The organism is Pseudomonas sp. Marseille-Q8238, assembly GCF_965111915.1.
In genome coordinates, this window is record NZ_CBCOPI010000001.1 from 2,761,045 (window position 1) to 2,784,196 (window position 23,152).

General features: G+C 57.2%; 24 protein-coding genes and 1 tRNA gene. 6 read left to right on the forward strand and 19 right to left on the reverse strand.

Annotated elements, in window-relative coordinates:
* Nucleotides 1-9: 9 nt before the first annotated feature.
* A complete protein-coding gene (locus ACWPW0_RS12780) occupies nt 10-1,824 on the reverse strand; it encodes a copper resistance system multicopper oxidase (protein WP_062832781.1) in 1,815 nt (604 codons plus the stop codon).
* 193 nt (nt 1,825-2,017) lie between these two features.
* Nucleotides 2,018-2,224, reverse strand: coding sequence for a co-regulatory protein PtrA N-terminal domain-containing protein (locus ACWPW0_RS12785; RefSeq protein WP_003139535.1), 207 nt, complete (start codon nt 2,222-2,224; stop codon nt 2,018-2,020).
* 290 nt (nt 2,225-2,514) lie between these two features.
* Here ACWPW0_RS12785 and bufA2 point away from each other — a divergent pair, with 290 nt between their 5' ends.
* Genes bufA2 through ACWPW0_RS12805 form a run of 4 tightly spaced genes read left to right on the forward strand, consistent with a single transcriptional unit; the run spans nt 2,515 to nt 4,809 of the window.
* Nucleotides 2,515-2,775: a BufA2 family periplasmic bufferin-type metallophore gene (gene bufA2 / locus ACWPW0_RS12790; protein ID WP_108232652.1), complete on the forward strand. Its 261-nt coding sequence runs from the start codon at nt 2,515-2,517 to the stop codon at nt 2,773-2,775.
* Between the two features lie 44 nt (nt 2,776-2,819).
* The gene (gene bufB / locus ACWPW0_RS12795) at nt 2,820-3,656 is read left to right on the forward strand and encodes an MNIO family bufferin maturase (RefSeq protein ID WP_454255508.1); all 837 of its coding nucleotides are present in this window, start codon (nt 2,820-2,822) and stop codon (nt 3,654-3,656) included.
* The gene (locus tag ACWPW0_RS12800) at nt 3,653-4,447 is read left to right on the forward strand and encodes an HvfC/BufC family peptide modification chaperone (RefSeq protein WP_447591256.1); all 795 of its coding nucleotides are present in this window, start codon (nt 3,653-3,655) and stop codon (nt 4,445-4,447) included. Before bufB ends, ACWPW0_RS12800 begins: the two co-directional genes overlap by 4 nt.
* Nucleotides 4,448-4,494: 47 nt before the next feature.
* A complete protein-coding gene (locus tag ACWPW0_RS12805; protein WP_116618661.1) occupies nt 4,495-4,809 on the forward strand; it encodes a hypothetical protein in 315 nt (104 codons plus the stop codon).
* A 19-nt stretch (nt 4,810-4,828) separates the two neighbouring features.
* Here the strand turns inward: ACWPW0_RS12805 and ACWPW0_RS12810 are convergent, their stop codons facing one another.
* The 8 genes from ACWPW0_RS12810 to ACWPW0_RS12845 form a co-directional block, all read right to left on the reverse strand.
* The gene (locus ACWPW0_RS12810) at nt 4,829-5,029 is read right to left on the reverse strand and encodes a heavy-metal-associated domain-containing protein (protein ID WP_003246756.1); all 201 of its coding nucleotides are present in this window, start codon (nt 5,027-5,029) and stop codon (nt 4,829-4,831) included.
* Nucleotides 5,030-5,126: 97 nt separating this feature from the next.
* Complete coding sequence (locus tag ACWPW0_RS12815) at nt 5,127-6,554, reverse strand: UvrD-helicase domain-containing protein (RefSeq protein WP_447591253.1); 1,428 nt, start codon at nt 6,552-6,554, stop codon at nt 5,127-5,129.
* Nucleotides 6,544-8,271: an ATP-dependent nuclease gene (locus ACWPW0_RS12820; protein WP_004374677.1), complete on the reverse strand. Its 1,728-nt coding sequence runs from the start codon at nt 8,269-8,271 to the stop codon at nt 6,544-6,546. Before ACWPW0_RS12820 ends, ACWPW0_RS12815 begins: the two co-directional genes overlap by 11 nt.
* A gap of 173 nt (nt 8,272-8,444) precedes the next feature.
* Nucleotides 8,445-10,808, reverse strand: a complete 2,364-nt coding sequence (locus ACWPW0_RS12825; RefSeq protein WP_162884222.1) for a heavy metal translocating P-type ATPase — start codon at nt 10,806-10,808, stop codon at nt 8,445-8,447.
* A 5-nt stretch (nt 10,809-10,813) separates the two neighbouring features.
* Nucleotides 10,814-11,062: a DUF2933 domain-containing protein gene (locus ACWPW0_RS12830; protein ID WP_003246761.1), complete on the reverse strand. Its 249-nt coding sequence runs from the start codon at nt 11,060-11,062 to the stop codon at nt 10,814-10,816.
* A 79-nt stretch (nt 11,063-11,141) separates the two neighbouring features.
* Nucleotides 11,142-11,675, reverse strand: a complete 534-nt coding sequence (locus ACWPW0_RS12835; RefSeq protein WP_454255509.1) for a cupredoxin domain-containing protein — start codon at nt 11,673-11,675, stop codon at nt 11,142-11,144.
* 147 nt (nt 11,676-11,822) lie between these two features.
* The gene (locus ACWPW0_RS12840) at nt 11,823-12,380 is read right to left on the reverse strand and encodes a cupredoxin domain-containing protein (RefSeq protein ID WP_003139550.1); all 558 of its coding nucleotides are present in this window, start codon (nt 12,378-12,380) and stop codon (nt 11,823-11,825) included.
* Nucleotides 12,381-12,547: 167 nt separating this feature from the next.
* A complete protein-coding gene (locus ACWPW0_RS12845; protein WP_086975861.1) occupies nt 12,548-12,907 on the reverse strand; it encodes a co-regulatory protein PtrA N-terminal domain-containing protein in 360 nt (119 codons plus the stop codon).
* A 207-nt stretch (nt 12,908-13,114) separates the two neighbouring features.
* Between ACWPW0_RS12845 and ACWPW0_RS12850 the strand changes: the two genes are divergently transcribed.
* Both ACWPW0_RS12850 and ACWPW0_RS12855 read left to right on the forward strand, forming a co-directional pair.
* Nucleotides 13,115-13,792, forward strand: coding sequence for a heavy metal response regulator transcription factor (locus ACWPW0_RS12850; RefSeq protein WP_447591246.1), 678 nt, complete (start codon nt 13,115-13,117; stop codon nt 13,790-13,792).
* A gap of 2 nt (nt 13,793-13,794) precedes the next feature.
* Nucleotides 13,795-15,171 carry a heavy metal sensor histidine kinase gene (locus ACWPW0_RS12855; protein ID WP_012018612.1) on the forward strand — a complete coding sequence of 459 codons (1,377 nt, stop codon included), beginning with the start codon at nt 13,795-13,797 and terminating at the stop codon, nt 15,169-15,171.
* Nucleotides 15,172-15,570: 399 nt separating this feature from the next.
* Here ACWPW0_RS12855 and ACWPW0_RS12860 read toward each other — a convergent pair.
* The 9 genes from ACWPW0_RS12860 to thrS all read right to left on the reverse strand — a co-directional run bounded on the left by ACWPW0_RS12860 (nt 15,571) and on the right by thrS (nt 23,023).
* Nucleotides 15,571-15,647: transfer RNA gene (locus ACWPW0_RS12860), tRNA-Pro, on the reverse strand.
* Nucleotides 15,648-15,728: 81 nt separating this feature from the next.
* Complete coding sequence (locus ACWPW0_RS12865; RefSeq protein WP_447591243.1) at nt 15,729-16,085, reverse strand: MerR family transcriptional regulator; 357 nt, start codon at nt 16,083-16,085, stop codon at nt 15,729-15,731.
* A complete protein-coding gene (ihfA, locus tag ACWPW0_RS12870) occupies nt 16,066-16,368 on the reverse strand; it encodes an integration host factor subunit alpha (protein ID WP_002553164.1) in 303 nt (100 codons plus the stop codon). The genes ACWPW0_RS12865 and ihfA overlap by 20 nt, the downstream gene beginning before the upstream one ends.
* 3 nt (nt 16,369-16,371) lie before the next feature.
* Nucleotides 16,372-18,750: a phenylalanine--tRNA ligase subunit beta gene (gene pheT, locus ACWPW0_RS12875; RefSeq protein WP_454255510.1), complete on the reverse strand. Its 2,379-nt coding sequence runs from the start codon at nt 18,748-18,750 to the stop codon at nt 16,372-16,374.
* 42 nt (nt 18,751-18,792) lie between these two features.
* Nucleotides 18,793-19,809: a phenylalanine--tRNA ligase subunit alpha gene (gene pheS, locus ACWPW0_RS12880; protein WP_447591195.1), complete on the reverse strand. Its 1,017-nt coding sequence runs from the start codon at nt 19,807-19,809 to the stop codon at nt 18,793-18,795.
* 97 nt (nt 19,810-19,906) lie between these two features.
* Nucleotides 19,907-20,263 carry a 50S ribosomal protein L20 gene (gene rplT / locus ACWPW0_RS12885; RefSeq protein WP_454255511.1) on the reverse strand — a complete coding sequence of 119 codons (357 nt, stop codon included), beginning with the start codon at nt 20,261-20,263 and terminating at the stop codon, nt 19,907-19,909.
* A gap of 31 nt (nt 20,264-20,294) precedes the next feature.
* A complete protein-coding gene (gene rpmI, locus ACWPW0_RS12890; RefSeq protein ID WP_447591193.1) occupies nt 20,295-20,489 on the reverse strand; it encodes a 50S ribosomal protein L35 in 195 nt (64 codons plus the stop codon).
* 60 nt (nt 20,490-20,549) lie between these two features.
* The gene (gene infC, locus ACWPW0_RS12895; RefSeq protein ID WP_178091857.1) at nt 20,550-21,101 is read right to left on the reverse strand and encodes a translation initiation factor IF-3; all 552 of its coding nucleotides are present in this window, start codon (nt 21,099-21,101) and stop codon (nt 20,550-20,552) included.
* Complete coding sequence (gene thrS, locus ACWPW0_RS12900) at nt 21,101-23,023, reverse strand: threonine--tRNA ligase (protein ID WP_454255512.1); 1,923 nt, start codon at nt 23,021-23,023, stop codon at nt 21,101-21,103. Before thrS ends, infC begins: the two co-directional genes overlap by 1 nt.
* Between the last annotated feature and the right edge of the window lie 129 nt (nt 23,024-23,152).

Below are 23,152 nucleotides of genomic sequence, written 5' to 3' on the forward strand. Positions count from 1 at the left end.
AAATCTCCTTTACTCATCCACACGAACTTCACGGAACATGCCCATTTCCATGTGGAGCAACAGGTGGCAGTGATAGGCCCAACGACCCAACGCATCGGCAGTCACTCGATAGCTGCGCTTGGAACCTGGCGGCATGTCGATGGTGTGTTTACGCACCAGGAAATTGCCGTTCGCATCCTCCAGGTCGCTCCACATGCCATGAAGATGGATCGGATGAGTCATCATGGTGTCGTTGACCAGCGTGATGCGAACACGCTCGCCGTACTTGAGGCGCAGAGGCTCGGCGTCAGAGAACTTGATTCCATCGAAGGACCAGGAGAATTTCTCCATATGCCCGGTGAGGTGCAGCTCGATGGTGCGACTTGGCTCACGCCCGTCCGGATCAGGGAAGGTGCTGCGCAGGTCAGAGTACGTCAGCACGCGCCGGCCGTTATCACGCAGGCCGATACCTGGGTCGTCCAGCTTGTGCGTCGGCGTCATGGTCTGCATGTCGACCAAAGGATTGTTGGTCTCTGAGGCCGGGTGTGCCTGCATGTTGCCAGCCATGCCAGCCATGCCAGCCATGTTTGAATGATCCATTCCGGCCATCTGGCTGTGATCCATACCAGCCATGCCACCCTGCATGCTGCCATGATCCATTCCCGCCATATTGCCCTGATCCATCCCGGCCATGTTCCCGTGATCCATACCGCCCATGCTGCCGTGATCCATACCCATGTCGCCCATGGCAATCAGCGGACGCGGGTCGGGGCTGGGTACTGGTGCACTCAACCCCTCCTGTACAGCAAGGGTGCCGCGCGCATAGCCAGTGCGATCCATGGATTGTGCAAACACGGTATACGCCTGTTCGCTGTCTGGTTCGACGATCACGTCGTAGGTCTCGGCCACGGCGATACGGAACTCGTCGACGCTGACCGGTTTGACGTGCAGACCATCGGCCGCAACCACAGTCATCTTCAGGCCCGGGATGCGCACATCGAAATAGGTCATCGCCGAGGCGTTGATGAAGCGCAGGCGGATCTTTTCGCCTGGTTTGAATATGCCGGTCCAGTTGCCATTGGGTGCCTGGCCATTCATCAGGTAGGTGTAGGTGTAGCCACTGACGTCAGCGAGATCCGTCGGGCTCATCTTCATCTCGGCCCACATCTTGCGATCGGCTACGGCGGCGGACCAACCCATCTCGCTTACGTCATCGATGAAGTCACCAACGGTGCGTTTGTGCTGGTTGTAGTAGTCCGACTGTTTCTTGAGCTTGGCCAGTACCCGCGTTGGATTTTCATCCGTCCAGTCGCTCAGCAACACGACGTAATCACGGTCGTAACTGAAGGGCTCGGGCTCCTTGGCATCGATGACCAGCGCGCCGTATACGCCGACCTGCTCCTGCAGCCCCGAGTGACTGTGATACCAGTAGGTACCGTTCTGGTTGACCTTGAACTTGTACTCATACATGCCGTCAGGGGCGATGCCATGGAAGCTCAGGCCAGGAACACCATCCATGTTCGCCGGCAGGATGATGCCGTGCCAATGGATGGAGGTGTCCTCCTTGAGGCGGTTGCGCACGCGCAATGTGACGGTATCGCCTTCGCGCCAACGAAGAATCGGCCCAGGGAGCGAGCCGTTGATGGTCATGGCCGTGCGCGCTGCGCCGGTGATGTTCACCGGGGTTTCACCGATGAATAGGTCGAATTCGTTACCAGTCAGTACGTTGGGCTGGCCGGGGCTGTTCACCGCCCAGACCGGCGTGCGCCACAGGCCAAGTCCGCCGATAATACCGGTGGCTGCCAGGCCTTTGACGAAGGTGCGCCTTGTGGTTTTGCTTTGCATGCCGTTTTGTCCAATCCGTCAAATGAGCCGGTGATGGTGTGCCCGGTCTCGGGTTCATGGCTGCTTCAATGTCGGGGATTTACCCCTCAACTTTCCACGTCGGTGCATTGCACAAGCCTTACCGACGATGAGCAGTATGAAACTGCCATATCCCAACCATCCGGGTGATTACATTTCTGTAAGGTAGATGACTTCAGCAGTTGGTGTGCTCTGCTTGCTCGGTTGGACTGCTGGCTACAGGAGCCTCAACTTTCTGCTGCTGGGCCACCCGGTAGGCCTCCAGAGACGTCTGGCGTGCCTGCTCCATGCGCGCGAAGGTTCGGTCAGCACCACCTTCAGCCATTGCCAAGCTGGAGATGCTCAGAGCAGTAACTACAAGCAGAGCTTTGATCGATTTCATTTTGGGTATTCCTCGTAAGTTAAGTGGTCCCTGCAACTGCAGAGGCCGAGCTTTAGGCTCGATGTCACGTTAACCACGACGCCCTGTCAGCAACCTGAGCCGAACATTACAGTTCTGTCAGGTTGCTATTTCTTTCTTGTAGCCCATCCAGAAGGCTCGGTACTGTCTTTCATGCCCTCATAAAGCCTTGCGAATTTCTTGAGAGGGCATGCTCGGCAGCGATGCCTAAGCTACTCAGGGTCATTCGCACCCGCGGATAAGACCACCAACAATTAAGAGAGATTGTCACTATGTCGAATAAATCCAACGTCGCTACCGGTGCCGCTCTGGCTCTCGTGGCCGCCAGCCTGTTTGCTACCCTGCCTGTCCAGGCCGCCCAGGACACCAAAGCAGCAGAAGTGAAGTGCTTCGGGATCAATGGTTGCAAAGGGCAGAACGACTGCATGACCGCGAAAAACGACTGCAAAGGCCAAGGCGAATGCAAAGGCCAAGGGTTCAAGTTGATGACCCAGACCAAATGTGACGAAGCCGGTGGCAAAACCAGCGAATAAGGCGGTTCAGGGGAGTGCATGCCACTCCCCTGCTGGAGTCTCGAATGAGTAAGCGCAAAACTCTGGGTTTCGGTCTTGGCCTTCGTAACGAGTATTACCGGCAGATCCTGGAGGAACGGCCTGCGGTCGACTGGTTCGAGATTATTTCCGAGAATTACCTGGTGGAGGGCGGCAAGGCTCTCTACTTCCTTGATGCGATCGGCGAGCACTACCCCCTGGTGATGCACGGAGTATCTCTTTCGATTGGCGGCTCACATGCCTTGGACATAGACTACCTACGACAGCTCAAGCAGCTGGCGGATCGGGTGCAGCCTCAGTGGGTGTCTGATCACCTGTGCTGGAGTCGAGGCAACGCCCATCAACTTCACGATCTGCTACCGCTGCCGTTTACCCAGGAGAGCCTGCTGCATGTCGCGGCCCGGGTGCGCTTGGTGCAGGATGTTTTGGAACGTCCCATCGTGCTGGAGAACGTTTCCTCCTACGTGCAGTGGACAACATCCAGCATGAGCGAGTCTCAGTTCCTCTCGGAGCTCAGTTACCTGACCGGGTGCGAGCTGCTTCTCGACGTGAACAACGTCTACGTCAGTTCGCGCAACCAGGGTTTCGACCCTTGGCAGTTCATCATGGAATTGCCGCACGAGCGGATTCGGCAAATTCACCTGGCCGGGCACAGCGATTACGGGCAGTACCTCATCGACACCCATGGCCAGCCCATCGCTGATCCGGTTTGGTCTCTCTACAGCAAGACTTTGAGCTACTTGGGCCCGACATCGACCTTGATCGAGCGGGATGACCAGTTTCCGCCGCTGGAAGAGCTGTTGTCCGAATTAGCACATGCCCGTGCTATCGCCAAATCTGTGATATCGGGGGCCACCCCTTGAGCCTGATCGCCCTACAGACTGCATTTGAAACTTACCTGACAGGTGACAGTGCCCTGCCCTCCAACGAGCTTTTGGAGCAGATCCGAGGTAGCACAGCGCTGAGTGCTCTCGAAGGCCTGCAGATCTACCACAACGCTTACCGTTCGCGCCTGCTTGCGGTCTTGCGAGAAGACTTCCCTGCCCTGCTTCACTGGATCGGCAACGAATCATTCGAGCAGCTCGCACTGGCCTACTTGGCCGCCTGGCCACCACGACATTTCAGCATTCGCTGGCTGGGCGAGAAGCTGCCCGAGTTCATTAGCAGCTACGTCGAAGAACCCCAACTATCGCCGATGCGCGAACTCGCGGAACTGGAATGGGCCTTTACACTGGCCTTCGACGCTCAGGACGTCGAAGCGCTTTCGCTGGAGACCATGAGTGATTTTTCGGCTGAAGACTGGATTTCACTCAGGGTTTCCCTGACTGCATCTGCCCGGCGGTTGCAGCTGCAGTACAACACGCTGGAGTTGTGGAAAGCCGCCAAGTCCGGCAGCTTGCTGCCTGATATTACCCGCCTGCCAACGAACCTAGCCTGTCTTGTTTGGCGTCATGAACTCGTCTGCCAGTACCGGAGCCTGGAGCCAGCGGAGGCTTCGGCATTGCAGTTTCTCATCGAGGGCGGATCGTTCGCTGAACTCTGCGAGTCGTTGAGCGCCACGCATGGCGAGCAAGCTCCCTTGCAAGCCGCGACCTGGTTGAAGTTGTGGGTCAACGACGGTTTGCTAAAGCGCGGCCAGCTATTACACGAATGACCCGGAACCTTTAGGCTAGCGCTCTCTCTTTGGCCACTCCGAGCGCTATGACTCACCGCATCATGCATTTCAAACAGCAAGCCTTGCTTGACCCGGAGACCTATCAGGCAATGCTGGCCGACGGCGTTGGCCACTGGGAGCGGCTTGCAGGAGAAGTCGTCGGCATAGAAGACGAAAAAAGCCACGAGTTCGCTGCATTGAAAAGCCTGTTCAAGCGCAAGCGGTACTCCTATGACACGCTGGAAATGCGCGAGCCAGGCGATCACTCAAACTGGCTTCGCGGCCGAGATGGTTCAGAAGGTATGACCAACGAGGTCACCAGTATCCCAGGGCTAAAAGAGCTCTCAGAACTGGGGATTTAGTGGGATAGCAGGTCAGCGCTCAAGCGCTGACCTGGGCCGAATAGCCAAGCTCCTGGATGAGTTCGCGGATCGATTCGGCACTTTCTGTGCTCTCAACGGTGACCTTGCCGGCCGCTCGATCCACTTCTACTCGTGCATCCTGATCCAGAGCTTGAATGGCCTTCGTGATTTTGCTCACGCAACTGCCACAGCCCATCCCCGCAACACTCAGACTAAACATGTCTTTCACCTCATTTCGTCCGCGGCTCAAGTTACCGCACGGACAGCATCGACCTTGACACGATGGCAAGGTCAAGCCCGTAAGCGCTACAAAAGGATCAGCCGTTTACCACGGGCGTAAGGATGGGGGTTGGTGAACACACCACGACATGCCTTGCGCCCCTCGTCAGTGCGACGTATAGATTCTGGGGGGGCATAAGCTCAGGATGCAGGACAACCGAGACATCCGCCTCCAGCCCCTTGAGAAGTAATGTGCTGCCTACAGAGCGTCTTGCGATCGGTCGGGCAAGGTGTCTATTGCGCTCTCGCGCTTGAATGGCTGCACTCAGAAAGTCGGCAGCACCTCCCACCACCGCTTGCATTGCAGACCGGCAGCAGTACAGAACCTCCGGTCGGTATACACGTGCCCCGTGCTGCTCAGCGAGCGTATCGATCACACGGAGCGCTTGCCCCAATGTTGGCGCTGCTACGAAATCGATCGCCGCAGCCTCGGCCGCGGTCGGAGGCGTTCGGGCCCTTCCTGCACGCAGCGACTCCACGCGCGTTCGCAGGTTTGCTGCACCTACCCCCGTCATTACGCTGGAAGCAAACTCCACAAGTTGTGTCAGAGCATTGGCACCCTGCAAGTCAAAGTTCCTGGCGAAGTTGACGAGATCTCTCAGGTCGACGGCTTCTACGGCCATGGCACCGGGTGTCTGGCTCGTGAGCTGATGGCGACCTTGCACGTTGATGGAGTCCCCGATGATGAGGACGCTACCCTGAGCGTTGGGAGCTTCGGTTCTCGCGGCCACCAGTCGCTGCTGAACTTCGGTTCCGGCGTTTAGCTGCACCCAACGCACTTCTGCTGGAGCCGTGCGCAGATCCACCGGCTGACCAGCTTGAAGTTGTTGCCTTATGGCGAGCAGCCACTGCCCGAGGTTCTCAGCTCCAGCCAGCCGCCAGCGCCACGGTATCCTCAACTCTCCCGCTGCGGGAAACAGGGGTTGCACCTCATTCGCCCAATGCACCAGTCGATTGCCACGGAAGCTGAATATGGCTTGCATCGGGTCACCGAGCACGCAGGTCGGAAGCACCTGGGCCAAACCAGACACGATGGCGTGCTGGACGACGTTGCAGTCTTGGTACTCGTCGACAAGCAACCGTGCATAGGTGGCGCGAAGGGGCTGAGCGAGGTGACCGGCCTGCAACAACTGCATGGCGGCCTCCCGAATTGCCGGGTAGTCAGTATTGGGTTGATGCAGCTGTAGGATCTGCGGGTTATGGCCGCTTCGCGCTGGGAACTTAGCGATCAGGCGCATCGAGAATCCGTCAATGGTGGAGACTCGATATGCGGAGTTAGGAACACCGGCTCGTCTCAGGCGCGCCCGTAAGGCCGCAACGCCGGCGTTCGTATGTGTCAAGACGAGGATGGGTTTGCTCTGCGTATGCGCGATGAGCGTCTCGGCAATCAATTGCGTTTTTCCACAACCTGCGGGGGCCGTTATGGAGCCACGCTCGATAGCGAAAAGATCAATCTCAGGGGGCACTTGTAAACGTCCAGAGCTGATTCGTGACTGCCATGAAGCCCGGTTCGGCGTTCTGTAAAGACGGACCGACGATGTCCCTTGCAACCTCCTGATAGGTTGTCAGCGACTTGAACCAGCCGCTGTTGCGGATACGGGATGCGGTTCCCAGCAGCTCTCGTCTCTCAGGTGAGTACCCATCCACGAGTCGCTTGGCTCGGATATCGTTCAGCGTCACGCGGCCTTGGGACTTCGTCTGAATGTGTGCGTTCATCAGCTCTGCACCCACTATTGTTTCGGCTTTCGCCAGAAGTGCATCGAGTGCTTGCTCACTGAGATGGCGGAAGATCTCGTCCTCCAACGTGAGGCCTGGTCGCCATGTAAGAATTTGCCCGCCGGCGGCCAAGAATGCTTCAGCGAGCCCCGCGGTCGAAGGCTTGTCGGCATCTACAAAAACCATCACGCGGTAACCCAAGTTCAGAAGTGCTGTTCCCCGGATAAGACTGTTATCGGGGCTTCCCCCGCCGGCGTCCACATACGCGCCGCCATGGGCCAGGAATGAGGTAGCGCCAAGACTGACCCACCATTGGTCAAGGCCACGCGCGAAGCCAACCTCGCTGGCCCCCTCGCAAACGATGATGGATTTGGCGAGGAATGCTTCGGGGTCCTTCCGAAGGGTACTTTGTACCTCGTTGGCTTCCCCAGCTGGCATAACACTGTGGCGCTGAGGTGCTGACCGAACAACGAATAACTGGCTGCCGGACAGCTCGCGCAGCGCGACCGGCGAGTGCGTCGTCATGAACACTTGCAACGGAGCGGCAGCGTCCTTTGCACCCAGCGAGTCCAGGAATCGCATGAGCCGATGAGGTTCAAGCCCGTATTCCACCTCATCAACCAGGGCAATTGGCGCGGCGCTGGCCGCAGCCCTTTGAAGCCCTGCCACTAGCAAGCGTGACGAGCCCGTGCCAAGGGAGCGCAGCGGAATACCTGTTTCACTGTGCAGCGCGATCGCCCCCTCGCCAATCGACACAGAATGTGCGTCAAGGAGCGCCTGAGGCATAGCCCCGACCGAAACGCCAAGATGCTGTGCTGTGCGTTGCACGACCTCAAGCGTCTGGGTCAGATGTTCGGCTGCTTGATTGCCAAAGTTCGCTCTTGCTTGCCTAGCGGCGCGCGCCAGTTCAGCACCAAGCTCGGCGCGCTCATCGGTAAGTCGATTGAGCACTGAGCCACGACTCCACGACAGGTTCGAGCTCGCAAAGCTGCCGATACGGGCGGGCGCTAGTGCCGCTCGTTCTTTCCAGGGAAGAGTGCGTTCAAGTTGCTGCTGCTCCGCGCGCTCGGAGAAAAGTGTCCAAACAGGCTCCAAATCGGCACCAACTTGCAGACGCAAGGTGATGACGGTCTCCAGCCCCGCTCGCGGTTCGTCTTCGACTTCCCCCGTACCGGGATGGAATCCACGCAAGAACTCGCCGTAGACATCAATATCCATCAGCGATAACGGCAGATCGCCAAGCGCCACGCTGATGGTGATGGGTACATCGACGTTTAATGCGAAGAAGTCCATGTCGCCGAACGTGCCGCCTCGGCGGGCGCCGACGCAAAGGTCAATCGCATCTAGAATGCTGGACTTTCCACTATCGCCAGGACCTATGAGGCAGTTAATTCCTGGGGCCGGCACCCAGTCGAGCGCCTGGATAGATCGGAAGTTGCTGATAATCAGTCTGCGAATGCGGGCCACGGAGAGTCCTCATGGGTTAACGACGACCAGTCTCCTACCCGCAGCGGCAACAGTCCATCGAACGTCACCTCGTCACTATGTGTTGCGACAGATAGGTCGGACCGGAAACTACCGTACGGCATTTTCCGGTCAGATGCGCTTCTGAATAATCACCTGGTCGGTGGTATGGAAGCCTATCCGATGTCCGTTGATTTCAACCTCAGAGCATTGAAGACCACCGACGCCGAGCTGACACTCATCGCCAGCGCAGCAATCAAGGGCGACAGAAGATGCCCCGTCAGCGGGTACAGCAGCCCCGCTGCTAGCGGGATTCCCATCGCGTTGTAGAGGAACGCAAAGGCGAGGTTCTGCCTCATGTTTTTCACGGTTGCCACTGACAGGGTGCGCGCTCGCAGGATGCCCATCAGATCTCCCTTGACCAGCGTCACTTGGGCGCTGTTCATCGCCACATCGGTACCGGTGCCCATGGCGATACCTACGTCAGACCTGGCCAGGGCGGGCGCATCGTTGATGCCGTCACCCGCCATGGCGACACGACGGCCATAGCCCTGCAAATCGGCGACCAGTTTCTCCTTATCCTGCGGTTTGACCTCACCATGCACTTCCTCGATTCCGAGCTGCTTCGCCACGGCTCTTGCTGTGGTGAGGCCATCACCAGTGGCCATGATGACCTTTACGTCTTCGCTTTGAAGCTTGGAGACAGCCTGTTGAGAAGTAGGCTTGATCGGATCGGAAACGGCCAGGAGTCCCGCCAGGCGACCATCAACGGCCAAATAGATGATGCTGATGCCTTCCAGACGCAGTTGCTCGGCGCGATTGCGCAGCGGGGTAATATCGACGCCCGCCTCGTCCATCAGTGCGGTGTTGCCGAGCTGCAGCTGATGGTCATCGACCTGGCCGCGCACACCAATACCCGAGCCAGATTCGAAAGTGTCCGGTTTGACCAGTGCAATGCCCTGACCGCGCGCATGATCGACGATGGCATGAGCCAGCGGGTGCTCACTACCCTGGTCGAGACTAGCAGCCAGGCGCAGCACTTCATTGGAGTCGTAACCGCCTGTCCCTTCCGCACTATGAAATACGGGACGCCCCTCAGTCAGGGTTCCAGTCTTGTCGACGATGAGCGTGTCGATCTTGCATAGATTTTCGATGGCGCTGGCATCGCGGAACAACACACCGCTGCTAGCGGCCTTGCCAGTCGCAACCATGACGGACATCGGGGTTGCCAGACCCAGAGCGCAGGGACACGCAATGATTAGCACCGCCACCGCATTGATCAGGCCAAATACCCAGCCTGATTCCGGCCCTAATAGCCCCCAGCCGAAGAAGGTCAGAATCGCGATCAGGATCACCCCGACCACGAAATACCCTGCCACCGCATCAGCCATACGCTGCATGGGGGCCTTGGAACGTTGGGCTCTGGCCACCATCTGAACGATCTGCGACAGCATGGTCTCGGCACCGACCTTCTGCGCCTCCATCACCAGGCTTCCATGGGTGTTCATGGTGGCACCGATAAGGGCATCCCCTACCCGCTTGGTCACGGGTAACGGTTCTCCGGTAAGCATCGACTCGTCGACGGCGCTCTCACCCTCTAGAACCGTACCGTCCACCGGGACTTTCTCTCCCGGCCGGACACGTAGGTGGTCGCCCTGATGGACATGTGTCAGCGGAATATCTTCTTCCTGGCCATCGGGCTTGATGCGACGCGCAGTCTTTGGTGCCAGCCTCAGCAGTGACTTGATGGCTGCCGAAGTCTGCGAGCGGGCCTTGAGTTCGAGCATTTGGCCCAACAGCGTGAGTGAGATAATCACTGCGGCTGCTTCAAAATAGACGCCGATACGTCCGTCCTGGGCAAAGGCCGCCGGAAACCACTGCGGAACCAAGGTAGCGGCCACGCTGTAGAGGTAGGCAGCGGCCGTTCCCAAACCGATCAGGGTCCACATGTTGGGGCTGCGGTGGCGGATGGAGTCAATGCCGCGGGTGAAGAATACCCAGCCACCCCATAGCGTCACGGGCGTCGCCAGAGCCAGCTCGACCCAGTTCTGGGTCGTGCCATGAAACAGTTGCAAGGAATGGCCGGCCATCGCCAATACGGTCACGATGACGGTCAACGGTAGGGTCCACCAGAACCGCAGCGAGAAGTCCTTCAGCTCTGGATTTTCCTCCTCTTCCAGCTCCGGGATGACAGGTTCCAGCGTCATCCCGCAGATCGGGCAGTTTCCGGGAGCCGGTTGACGGATTTCTGGATGCATCGGGCAGGTGTATTCAGCACCTACAGGTGTCGATGTGGGTGCTGGAGTCGCGTGCTGGTGATGCTCCCCATGAGACTGATGGCTCATGTACTGATGAGGATCTGCTTGGAATTTCTCTAGGCACTTCGCACTGCAGAAATGATAGGCCTTCCCTTCAAAGCTCTCGCGATAAGGGCCATCAGGTTTGACCTCCATGCCACACACCGGGTCGCGCTGGCTCTCGGAGTGGGCGTGCGAGTTATGTGAATGATCCTGGTCATGATGGCAGGAGGTCTTTTGCATGCGATCTATGTCCTTTCTTCGTCCTTGGAAACAGCGGTGCTGCTGGAGTGGGAGTGCCCGCCGTGATTGTGGCCAAACAGATGCATCAGCGGGCATAGCAGCAGGATGAGGTACGGCAGGGCCTGCGAAAGATGACCGTAATGCTCACGCGCTACATAGAAGATGCCGATTACGGCCAGCATGATCAGCGCAATGCCAATCTTGCTCTTCCAAAAAGGCGGCTCAGTGGTACTGGTGTGATGGGTATGGTCCACGACAATAGCCTCGTTTCAATGGCGGCCGGATCAGTATAGGTGTCTCAGACTGGACGGAGTTGGCGAGTATCAATAAACGTCAGCGTACGGTCACCTTACCGACCATTCCCGACTGATAATGTCCTGGAATATTGCAGGCGAACTCCAGTTCGGTGGCGGCGGAGAAGGTCCAGATCAACTCTTCGCGTGCTCCAGGTTCGACAAGAACACTGTTGGGGTCATCGTGTTCCATACCGACCATCTTCATGCCGCCCATGGCATGGCCCATATTGCTCATGTCATGTGCACCTGTAGGGGACAGCGTGCCGTTCTGAAACATCGCGGCCATCTCTTTCTGGTGCGCGGCATGGGATGCCGCTTTGCCAAGATTGAATTCGTGTAGCAATGCACCGTCATTTTTCAGGACGAAGCGAACTGTCTCGCCTGCTTTGATCTCCATTGCTTTGGGTTCGAAGAAGATGTCCCCCATCCGGACTTCGATGGTGCGATCTACTGCCTGACCGTCTCCCGGTTGCCCAGTACTGTCTTTCTTGTGGCCCGGGCTGGCCAGCGCATTGGCAGCACTGAGCAGCAAGCCAAGGGTGGTGATTATGAAAGCGGGTCTGAGTTTCATGGTGTGCCTCTGAGGTGTTGAGGAGGGATGAGTCCCGATGCTAATGAGGTGCAGCTGGCGGTACGCTGACGTGAAAACTACATCGCAGTAAGGTTCGTCAGATCGGTGCTACCCAGCTCGCGGCCAACGGGTAGCACCGATGCCGGACTAACGCAGAGCAAACTCACCGACCATCCCCGCCTGGTAATGCCCAGGCAATGTACAGGCGAAGCTCAAACTGCCCGCCTTAGGGAAGGTCCACACGAACTCTTTGGTTGTGCCGGGCTCGACGAGAACCGCGTTCGGGTCGTCATGCTTGGCTTTGATGACTTCCGGATAGCCTGGAGGGTTGGAGTCTCCCATGCCATAACGCTCATGCCAGACAATGCGCTCGGCCATGCCGGTCGGGGTCAGTGTGCCGTCCTTGAACAAGGACGCCATCTTGCGCTGGTGCTCCAGCTGGGACGCTGCCTGCCCGATGTTGAACTCGTGCATCAACGCGCCCTCGTTCTTCAGAACGAAGCGCACGGTTTCACCTGGCTTCACATCGATCGTTTTCTGGCTGTAGTTGATGTCGTCCATCTTTACCAAGATGGTACGAGTCGCTGGCGTCGCCTGGGCCTGCTGCCCAATGCCATTGCTACTGCCGCCGACCTCGGCAAATGCCGGAAAGGTGGTGCTGATGAACAGAGTGCTGATCAGCAGTTTAAGGGGTAAGCGTTTCATGGTGAGACCTCGAGATGGGTGCTGGAAATCTCATGCTATTCCCCGCTTGCTGCCAGGCCGCTGACCCCAAAACTACAATTGCGTCAGCTGGGAAAAAGCACGGCGCCATAAAGGCGCCGCTAGGCCGAAGGAGCAATCACGAAAGGCCTGTAAGATGGGGGAAATCTTTACTGATGGCATTCCTTGTCGGCCATCATCAGCTTGTGCTCTCGAATCATTTGACCCAGCACGTCGTCTACCAGCTTGTCATGCTTCTCCATCCAGGCCAGATGCTCTTCGGCAGACATGTCTGGCGCGGGATGTTCATTGTGCAGCTGGCTCATGATGTCTTCGAGCATGTTCATATGCGCCTTCATGTGCACATGCCGCTCGCCGACCGGGGCCTTCTCCGCCTGGTTCAGCACGACTTCTGCTTTGTCGCGCATCTGCTGGATGCGCTCGAATACACGGTCGCTGCCCCCCTCGGCCCAAGCCATAGAAGAGAGCAGTAGCGAGCCAACCAGAAGCAAAGGTTTCAGCGATTTCATGGGACAGTCTCCATCAGTGCAAACTATGGCCGGCACCTCTGCTTTTGGTCTGTCGAGGGCCGAGAGCACAACCTAGTGCTCATGCTTGCACCTTAGACAAGCCACCCTGTCAGCGAGCTGAAGCCAGAATTACATTTTCGTAAGCTTCTGGTTGGGGCCGCGGTTTGCCTGCAAACTCAGGCCACCCGATATTTGGAGTCTGCTCGCATGAAACTACTGGTAGCTGAAGATGAACCCAAAACCGGTGCATATCTGCAGCAAGGCCTCACCGAAGCGGGATTCAATGTCGACCGGGTTATGACAGGTACGGATGCCTTGCAGCACGCGCTGAGCGAGCCCTATGACCTGCTGATCCTGGATGTGATGATGCCGGGGCTGGACGGATGGGAAGTGCTGCGCATGGTGCGCGCCGCCGGAAAAGACGTCCCAGTGCTGTTCCTGACCGCACGCGATGGCGTGGAGGATCGTGTTAAAGGGTTGGAACTGGGCGCGGATGACTACCTGATCAAGCCATTTGCTTTCTCAGAGCTTCTGGCCAGGGTCAGAACGCTGCTGCGCCGAGGCAATGGCTCACCCACGCAAAGCACCATGAAAATTGCCGATTTCGAAGTCGATCTGATGAAGCGGCGCGCGATCCGGGGTGGGAAAAGAATTGACCTGACGGCGAAGGAGTTTTCACTGCTGGAACTGCTACTGCGCCGGCGCGGCGAAGTGCTCCCGAAATCGCTGATTGCTTCGCAGGTTTGGGACATGAACTTCGACAGCGACACCAACGTCATTGAGGTCGCTGTCCGTCGGCTGCGCGCCAAGATCGATGACGATTTCGATCTCAAGCTGATCCATACCGCCCGCGGCATGGGGTACATGATGGATGCGCCGGAGTGAATATGAAGCACCTCTCGCTGACCGCCCGCATGAGCCTGATGTTCATGTCCGCGGTAATTGCAGTCCTGACGGTAGCAGGGCTGAGTTTCAATATGCTCAGCCAGCACCACTTCAAGATGCTGGATCGGCAGGCCCTGGTGGAGAAACTCGAATCCGCCAAACATATCCTCAACAATGCTCGCGGTGAAGCGAGCCTTTCGGAAGAATTACCGCAGTTGCGAGCTTTGCTGGGAGCCCATCAGGATCTGGCCGCCACTATCCTGGCCAGTGACGGTTCTGTACTGTTTTCCGACCCCAGAGCAGTCGAAGTACCTGAGCGTTTCAGACGTGCAAATGAGCAGAGCATGTGGGAGTGGCAGAACGGCCAACACATGTACCGTGGCATGACGGAGCAAATCTCGGTAGCCGATCAGGCTGAGCCGCTCACTGCGTTGCTGATTCTTGACGTCACCAATCACACACACTTTTTCGACACGCTGCAACGATGGTTTTGGATTGGATTGGTCATCAGCGCCCTGTTCAGTGCCGCACTCGGCTGGGTGGTTGCTCGCAGCGGCCTTAGGCCTCTGCGGCAAGTCACTCATGTGGCCTCCGGGATGTCCGCTCGCTCGTTACAGGAGCGAATCCCTCTCGAACCAGTGCCGCGGGAACTTCAGCAACTGGTTCTCTCCTTCAATGCGATGTTGGCTCGGCTAGAGGATGCCTTCGTTAGGCTCTCCAATTTTTCGGCCGACATTGCCCACGAGCTACGAACTCCAGTCAGCAATCTGATGACCCACACCGAGGTCGTGCTGAGTAAAAAACGCGATATCAATGCCTATGAGGAGAATCTGTACTCCAACCTGGAGGACTTGAAGCGCATGTCTCGGATGATTGATGACATGCTGTTCTTGGCCAAGGCTGATAATGGCCTGATCATCCCCGAGCAGGCCAGGATCGAACTGGCTGACGTAGTCTTCAAGCTGTTTGACTACTACCACCTTCTGGCCGAAGAGCGCGGCATTGAGCTATCGCTCACAGGCAAAGGCCAAGTGCTGGGAGATCGGCTGATGCTTGATCGCGCGCTATCCAACTTGCTGTCCAATGCGCTGCGCTACACGCCGGCGGGACAGACAATTTCGGTTCTGATCCGCGAGACAGAGGACTCCACTACCTTCAGTATCGAGAACCCAGGGGACACAATCAGCTCAGAGCATCTAGAGAAGCTCTTCGACCGCTTTTACCGGGTTGACCCCGCTCGGCGGGAGGGCAGCCCGAGCAACGCCGGGCTCGGGCTTGCAATCACCCGATCCATCATTGAGGCTCACAAAGGCCGCATCTGGTGCACCTCAGCGGCTAGCCTCACGGGCTTTCACATCGAATTGCCCCATCCCAGATAATGCCGGTCTGGCGGTAAGTAGGCTACAGCTAACCGCTAGCCCAACTTGACAGGGTGGGTGCAGGTGCAACTCGACTGAGCGCAGATTGCATTCGCCATCCAGATAGGTAACGAGCGGTGAGCTGACACAAGAGCACCCCATTCGCTCTCGGGTAGCAGCTCATGAAGTTTGGAAACTGCATCCCCCGCGCTTGCCTCGCCAAGCCAAACCAATGCTCGGATGGCGTCCCCCGCTCCAGTAGCGCCAAGCACGTCAGGTTGCCGGAAGCCCTCACAGCCTAGCCAATCTCAATTGGCAACCAATTGGCAACCAGAAAGATAAAAATAGCACTAGCATCAAAAACCTACAGGCATAAAAAAATCCAGTCACCGTTAAGTGGCTGGATTTTCTAGGGTTTTTTGGTCGGGACGGAGTGATTCGAACACTCGACCCCTTGCACCCCATGCAAGTGCGCTACCGGGCTGCGCTACGCCCCGACGATGCTTCCGAGTTACTGAAAGCAGGGAGGACTTTACAATAAGCTGCTGAATTGTGGAAGTTTTTTTTACTGCTGCAGACTACTTACGCAATACCAGCAATACATCCTCTAGCTCGACGATCATTTGACGAATCATCTGTTTGTATTGGGTCGTGTCATCCTTGGCCTCATCACCAGAGAGGCGTTGACGCGCGCCTCCGATGGTAAATCCTTGATCGTACAGGAGTGCCCGAATCTGACGGATCATCAGCACATCTTGGCGCTGATAGTAGCGGCGATTACCACGCCGCTTCACAGGATTGAGCTGAGGGAACTCTTGCTCCCAATAGCGAAGGACATGGGGTTTGACGGCGCAGAGGTCGCTTACCTCACCAATGGTGAAGTAACGTTTGCCAGGGATGGGCGGCAGCTCGTCGTTATGACTTGGTTCCAGCATATGCCTCAACTCTGGCCTTTAGCTTCTGGCCTGGACGAAAGGTGACTACACGGCGAGCCGTGATTGGAATTTCTTCGCCTGTCTTGGGATTGCGTCCAGGACGCTGGCGTTTATCGCGCAGATCAAAATTGCCAAAACCGGACAATTTCACCTGCTCGTTATCTTCCAGCGCGTGACGAATCTCTTCAAAAAACAGCTCAACCAATTCCTTGGCTTCCCGTTTATTCAGGCCAAGCTCTTCATACAGACGTTCCGCCATCTCAGCTTTCGTCAGAGCCCCCATACGCTACTTCCTTAACGTGGCGTTAAACCTTTCTTCCAGCGAGCTGAGGATGTTTTGCGTCACCGCACCTACCTCATCGTCATTAAGAGTGCGCGATGGATGCTGCCAGGTCAAGCCGACGGCAAGGCTTTTTCTATGCGGATCAATACCTTTACCGTGATACACGTCAAACAGTCTAAGGTCAGTCAACCATTCGCCAGCTGCTTCACGGATGCAATCGAGCACCAACTCAGCCGCCAGATCACGATCTGCCAGCAGAGCGAGGTCTCGGCGAACCTCTGGGAAACGCGACAGCTCACTGAAGGCTGGCATATGCCCTTGCACCACCTCACCAAGTACCAGTTCGAACAGGTAAACCGGTTGATCCAGCCCCAACGACTTCGCCAGTTCGGGATGTAATGCCCCGATAAAACCGACCTCGCGACCATCACGCTCAATGCGAGCAGTCTGTCCAGGATGTAGAGCGGGATGCTCGCCGGGAACAAAACGGAAATCCTGGCCCGCCCCAGCATAGCCGAGCAACGCTTCGACATCGGCCTTCAGGTCATAGAAATCAACATCATCACGAGAATGAGCCCAGCCCTCGGGAAGACGACCGCCAGTAATCACACCTGAAAGCATGGCCTCCTGCTTCAACTCCCCAAGTTGACCGACAAAACGCAAGCCGCTTTCGAAAAGACGTACGCGGGTTTGTTGGCGATTCAGGTTGTGCTGCAGCGCCTTGACCAGACCCGGCCAAAGTGATGAACGCATGGCAGCCATATCGGCCGAAATTGGGTTCGCCAATTGCAGAGGCTCAATGCCTGGCGCAAACAGGGAAAACAATTTGGGATCGATGAAGCTATAGGTGATCGCCTCTTGATAACCACGAGCAACCAGCAGGCGACGCAAGGCAGGCAATTCCGCGCGCGCCTCAGGTTTAGCCTTGGGTGCCAGGCGGGCTTGCGGATAGCGCACTGGAAGTCGGTTGTAGCCATAGAGGCGCCCTAGCTCCTCAATCAGATCCACTTCCAGACTGATATCGAAACGATGGCTTGGCACACCAACCGTCCAGACACCGGAGCCCTGGGCAGAGACGTCCAGACCGAGCGCAGAAAGCAGGCGCTCTATCTCTGCCGCGCCCATTTCCATACTCAACATCTGGCTGATACGCTCGGCACGCAGGGTAATTGGGGCAATCTGCGGCAAATCACCCTCGCTAACTGCCTCGATGATCGCACCAGCCTCGCCGCCAACAATCTCCAATAGCAGGGTCGTAGCACGCTCCATGGCCTGATGAGCCAATTGAGAGTCCACACCTCGCTCATAACGGTGCGAGGCGTCGGTGTGCAGACCGTAGGAACGTGCTTTACCCGCCAGGGCAATGGGATCGAAGAACGCACTCTCGAGGAACAGATCACGGGTACCGGCACTGACGCCGCTATGTTCGCCCCCCATAACCCCTGCAATGGCCAGGGGACGCTGGTGGTCTGCGATGACTAAGGTATCAGCGCGTAGGCTGACCTCCTGGCCATCAAGCAGAACCAACTTCTCGCCCTCCTCGGCCATGCGCACCCGGATACCACCGTTGATCTCCGCGAGATCGAATGCATGCATGGGTTGACCAAGTTCGAGCATTACATAATTGGTAATGTCCACCACGGCATCGATGCTGCGAATATCCGAACGACGCAGGCGCTCGACCATCCACAGAGGCGTCGGCCTGGACAGATCGACATTTTTGATCACTCGACCGAGATAACGCGGGCAAGCCTTGGTTGCCAGTACATCAACTGGGCGCACCTCGTCATGCACGGGCGCAACCGGGGCAATAGTGACCGGAACAACCTGAGCGGCATAGATTGCTCCCACCTCACGTGCCAGCCCGGCCAGTGACAAGCAATCACCGCGATTGGGGGTCAAGCCTAGCTCGATACTGGCATCATCCAGCTCCAGGTAAGTACGAATATCGCTACCCACCGGCGCCTCGGCGGCCAGTTCCAGCAAGCCGCTGTTATCGTCGCTGATCTGTAGCTCGGAAGCCGAGCACAGCATGCCAAACGACTCGACGCCGCGTAGCTTGGCTTTCTTGATCTTGAAATCACCGGGCAATTCCGCGCCGATCATGGCGAACGGAATCTTGATGCCTGGACGCGCATTCGGCGCACCACAAACCACCTGAAAGGTTTCAGCCCCATTACTGACCTGGCAAACACGCAGCTTGTCAGCATCTGGATGCTGCTCGGTACTGAGAATCTCACCAACCACGATGCCACTAAATTGACCGGCGGCAAGGGTGACGCTGTCCACCTCAAGGCCGACCATCGACAGGCGAGCAACCAACTCATCGCGCGAAACGGCTGGGTTTACCCAGCTACGCAGCCACTGTTCACTGAATTTCATACTCTCTGTTCTCCTAAACGCATTCGATACGAGTCATGTGGCCTAGCGAAATTGCGCCAGGAAACGCAGGTCGTTATCGAAGAACAGGCGCAAGTCATTGACGCCATAGCGCAGCATGGCCAGGCGCTCGACACCCATGCCGAAAGCGAAGCCGGAGTATTTCTCGGGATCAATGCCGGACATGCGCAACACGTTCGGATGCACCATGCCGCAACCCATCACTTCCAGCCAGCCGGTCTGCTTGCAGACGCGACAGCCTTTGCCGCTGCAAATCACGCACTGCATATCGACTTCAGCCGAAGGCTCTGTGAACGGGAAGAAGGATGGCCTGAACCGCACACCCAGAGGCTTTTCAAAGAACACCCGAAGAAACTCTTCGATGGTTCCCTTCAGATCGGCGAAGCTGATGTCCTCGTCGATCAGCAGGCCTTCGACCTGATGGAACATCGGCGAGTGGGTGATATCGGAATCGCTGCGATAGACACGCCCCGGGCAAACGATGCGAATCGGCGGCTGCTGCGACTCCATGGTACGCACCTGAACCGGCGAGGTATGCGTGCGCAACAACATGTTCGCGTTGAAGTAGAAGGTATCGTGCATTGTCCGGGCCGGGTGATGGCCGGGAATGTTGAGCGCCTCGAAGTTATGGTAGTCGTCTTCGACTTCCGGCCCCTCGGCCACGCTATAGCCGATATGGCTGAAAAACTGCTCGACCCGCTCAAGCGTTCGAGTCACTGGATGCAGGCCACCGGAAGTCTGACCGCGACCAGGCAGGGTCACATCGATCTTTTCGGCGGCGAGCTTGCTGCTCAAAGCGGCCTGTTCGAGCGACTCCTTGCGGGCGTTCAGCGCATCCTGTACGCGCTCCTTGGCAACGTTGATAAGGGCACCCACCTTCGGGCGCTCTTCAGCAGGCAGGTTACCCAGGGTTTTCATCACCTGCGTCAACTCGCCTTTCTTGCCAAGAAAATGGACCCGGATCTGCTCCAGGGCATTTACATCTTCAGTGTGTTGCACGGCCTCAAGCGCTTGCGAGACCAATGCATCCAGGTTTTCCATGTAGGGACTCCAGATACGAAATAGGGGAAGAGCCCGAAAGCTCTTCCCCTATTGGTGACGTTGGCACCAGGCAAAACGCCCGGTGATTGTCGGGGACTTAAGCCAGTACGGCCTTAGCTTTCTCGACAATCGCAGCAAACGCCGCTTTTTCGTTCACAGCCAGATCGGCCAGGACCTTACGGTCGATCTCGATGGTCGCTTTTTTCAGACCGGCGATCAGACGGCTGTAAGACAGACCGTTGACACGAGCACCAGCGTTGATACGAGCGATCCACAGAGCGCGGAACTGGCGCTTCCGCTGACGGCGGTCACGGTAGGCGTATTGGCCTGCCTTGATCACAGCCTGCTTGGCAACACGGAACACGCGCGAACGCGCGCCGTAGTAGCCTTTAGCCAGTTTCAGGATTTTTTTGTGACGAGCACGAGCGATAACGCCACGCTTAACACGAGCCATGAGTAATTACCTCTAGATATCTTGACTGAGATTAACGAACGCGCAGCATGCGCCCCACTTTTGCGACGTCAGACGGGTGCACCATGGTGCTGCCACGCAGTTGACGCTTACGCTTGGTGGACATCTTGGTCAGGATGTGGCTCTTGAAAGCGTGCTTGTGCTTGAAACCCGAAGCTGTTTTCAAAAAACGCTTCGCAGCACCGCTCTTGGTTTTCATTTTTGGCATGTTCGGATACTCCGCATTCAGTTGATAAACATAACCGCAAGGCCTGCCGTGCCCTGGTGGTTACTTCTTCTTTTTGGGGGCGATGACCATGATCAGTTGGCGTCCTTCCATCTTTGGATGCTGTTCAACGGCGCCGTATTCAAGCAGGTCATTTTCAACCCGCTTCAACAGCTCCATGCCCAGCTCCTGGTGAGCCATCTCTCGACCGCGGAATCGAAGCGATACCTTGGCCTTATCCCCATCACTAAGGAAACGTACCAGGTTGCGTAGTTTTACCTGGTAATCCCCTTCTTCCGTCCCTGGACGAAACTTGATTTCTTTAACCTGAATCTGCTTCTGGTTCTTTTTCGCCGCGGCAATCTGCTTCTTCTTTTCGAAGATCGACTTGCCGTAGTCCATCACCCGGCAAACCGGGGGGACCGCGTCAGCAGAAATTTCTACCAGATCGAGCTTGGCCTCATCGGCAACTCGCAGTGCTTCATCAATAGAGACGATGCCAATCTGCTCGCCATCAGCACCAATTAACCGAACCTCGCGGGCCGAGATATTCTCGTTGATCGGTGCTTTAGGTGCAGCTCGTTTATCTTGTCTCATTTCACGCTTAATAATGATTACTCCGAATCTTGGCGACCACGCCGGGAAACCGCTTGCTTGAGCTGATCGGCGAATTGCTCGAGGGGCATGGAGCCCAAGTCGACGCCTTCGCGGGTGCGCACAGCAACGGATCGTGTCTCAACCTCCCGATCTCCGATAACCAAGAGATAGGGAACCTTGAGCAAAGTATGCTCGCGGATTTTAAAGCCTATCTTCTCGTTCCTCAAGTCGGACTTGGCACGGAATCCGCTTTGATTCAGCGTTTTTTCCACTTCGAGGGCAAAATCGGCTTGTTTATCGGTGATATTCATCACCACTGCCTGCGTCGGCGCCAACCAGGCCGGGAAAGCTCCGGCGTAATGCTCTATCAGCATGCCGATGAAGCGCTCAAACGATCCGAGAATCGCACGATGCAACATGACCGGGCGCTTGCGCTGGTTTTCTTCATCGATATAGCTGGCATCCAGGCGATCCGGCAGGTTCGGATCGTATTGCAGGGTGCCGCACTGCCAGTTACGACCCAGGCAATCACGAAGGGTGAACTCGATCTTCGGGCCGTAGAAGGCGCCCTCGCCCGGTTGATATTCCCAGGCCAGGCCAGACTCGTTCAGCGCTTCAGCCAATGCACCTTCGGCACGATCCCACAGCTCGTCGGAGCCAACACGCTTCGCGGGGCGCGTGGACAGCTTCATGGCGATATCGGAAAAACCGAAATCGGCGTAGACCTTCAGGGTCAGCTTGATGAAGTCCGCCGCTTCTTTACGCACCTGATCTTCAGTGCAGAAGATATGTGCATCATCCTGAGTAAAACCGCGCACGCGCATGATGCCGTGCAGAGCACCGGACGGCTCATTGCGGTGACAGGCACCGAACTCAGCCATGCGCAGCGGCAGGTCGCGGTAGGACTTGAGGCCTTGGTTGAAGATCTGTACGTGGCACGGGCAGTTCATCGGCTTGACCGCGTAATCGCGATTTTCCGATGCGGTGGTGAACATGTTCTCGGCGTAGTTGGACCAGTGCCCCGACTTCTCCCAGAGAATGCGATCGACCACCTGCGGCGTGCGCACTTCAACGTAGCCATTCTCGCGCTGCACCTGGCGCATGTACTGCTCCAACACCTGGTACAGGGTCCAGCCATTGGGGTGCCAGAACACCATGCCCGGCGCTTCTTCCTGGGTATGGAACAGGTCGAGCTGTTTGCCGATGCGGCGATGATCGCGCTTCTCGGCCTCTTCAATGCGCTGGATATAGGCAGCCAGCTGCTTCTTGTCGGCCCAGGCGGTGCCATAAATACGCTGCAGTTGCTCGTTCTTCGAGTCGCCGCGCCAGTAGGCACCTGAAATCCGGGTCAGCTTGAATGCCTTGAGGAAACGCGTGTTCGGCACGTGCGGACCACGGCACATGTCGACGTATTCTTCGTGGTAATACAGGCCCATGGCCTGCTCGTCCGGCATGTCATCGATCAGGCGCAGCTTGTACTCTTCGCCACGCGCCTTGAATACGTCGATAACCTCGGCCCGCGGGGTCATCTTCTTGATCACGTCATAGTCATGATCGATCAATTCGGCCATGCGCTTTTCGATGGCAGCCATATCGTCCGGCGTGAAAGGCCGACCGATGGCGATGTCGTAATAGAAGCCTTCTTCGATGACCGGCCCGATCACCATCTTGGCATCCGGATAGAGCTGCTTGACCGCATGCCCAACCAGGTGCGCGCAGGAGTGACGGATGATCTCCAGCCCTTCCTGGTCTTTTGGTGTGATGATTTGCAGGGTGGCATCGCTTTCGATCAGGTCACAGGCATCCACCTGCCTGCCATCAACCTTGCCAGCCAGCGTGGCTTTGGCCAGACCGGCACCGATGGACTGAGCCACCTCGAGCACGGAAACGGGACGATCGAATGTACGCTGACTGCCGTCGGGAAGAGTAATGATGGGCATGGCGCCTCCTCTCCTAGTGGTGACCCCTACCAAAGGTCACGTGGGTTGGGATGAGCCAGGAAGCGACCCGCCGACATACCTGCCTGACGATGGCAGGAGCCTTGCGGCAACCGGAACGGACCGCAGTCA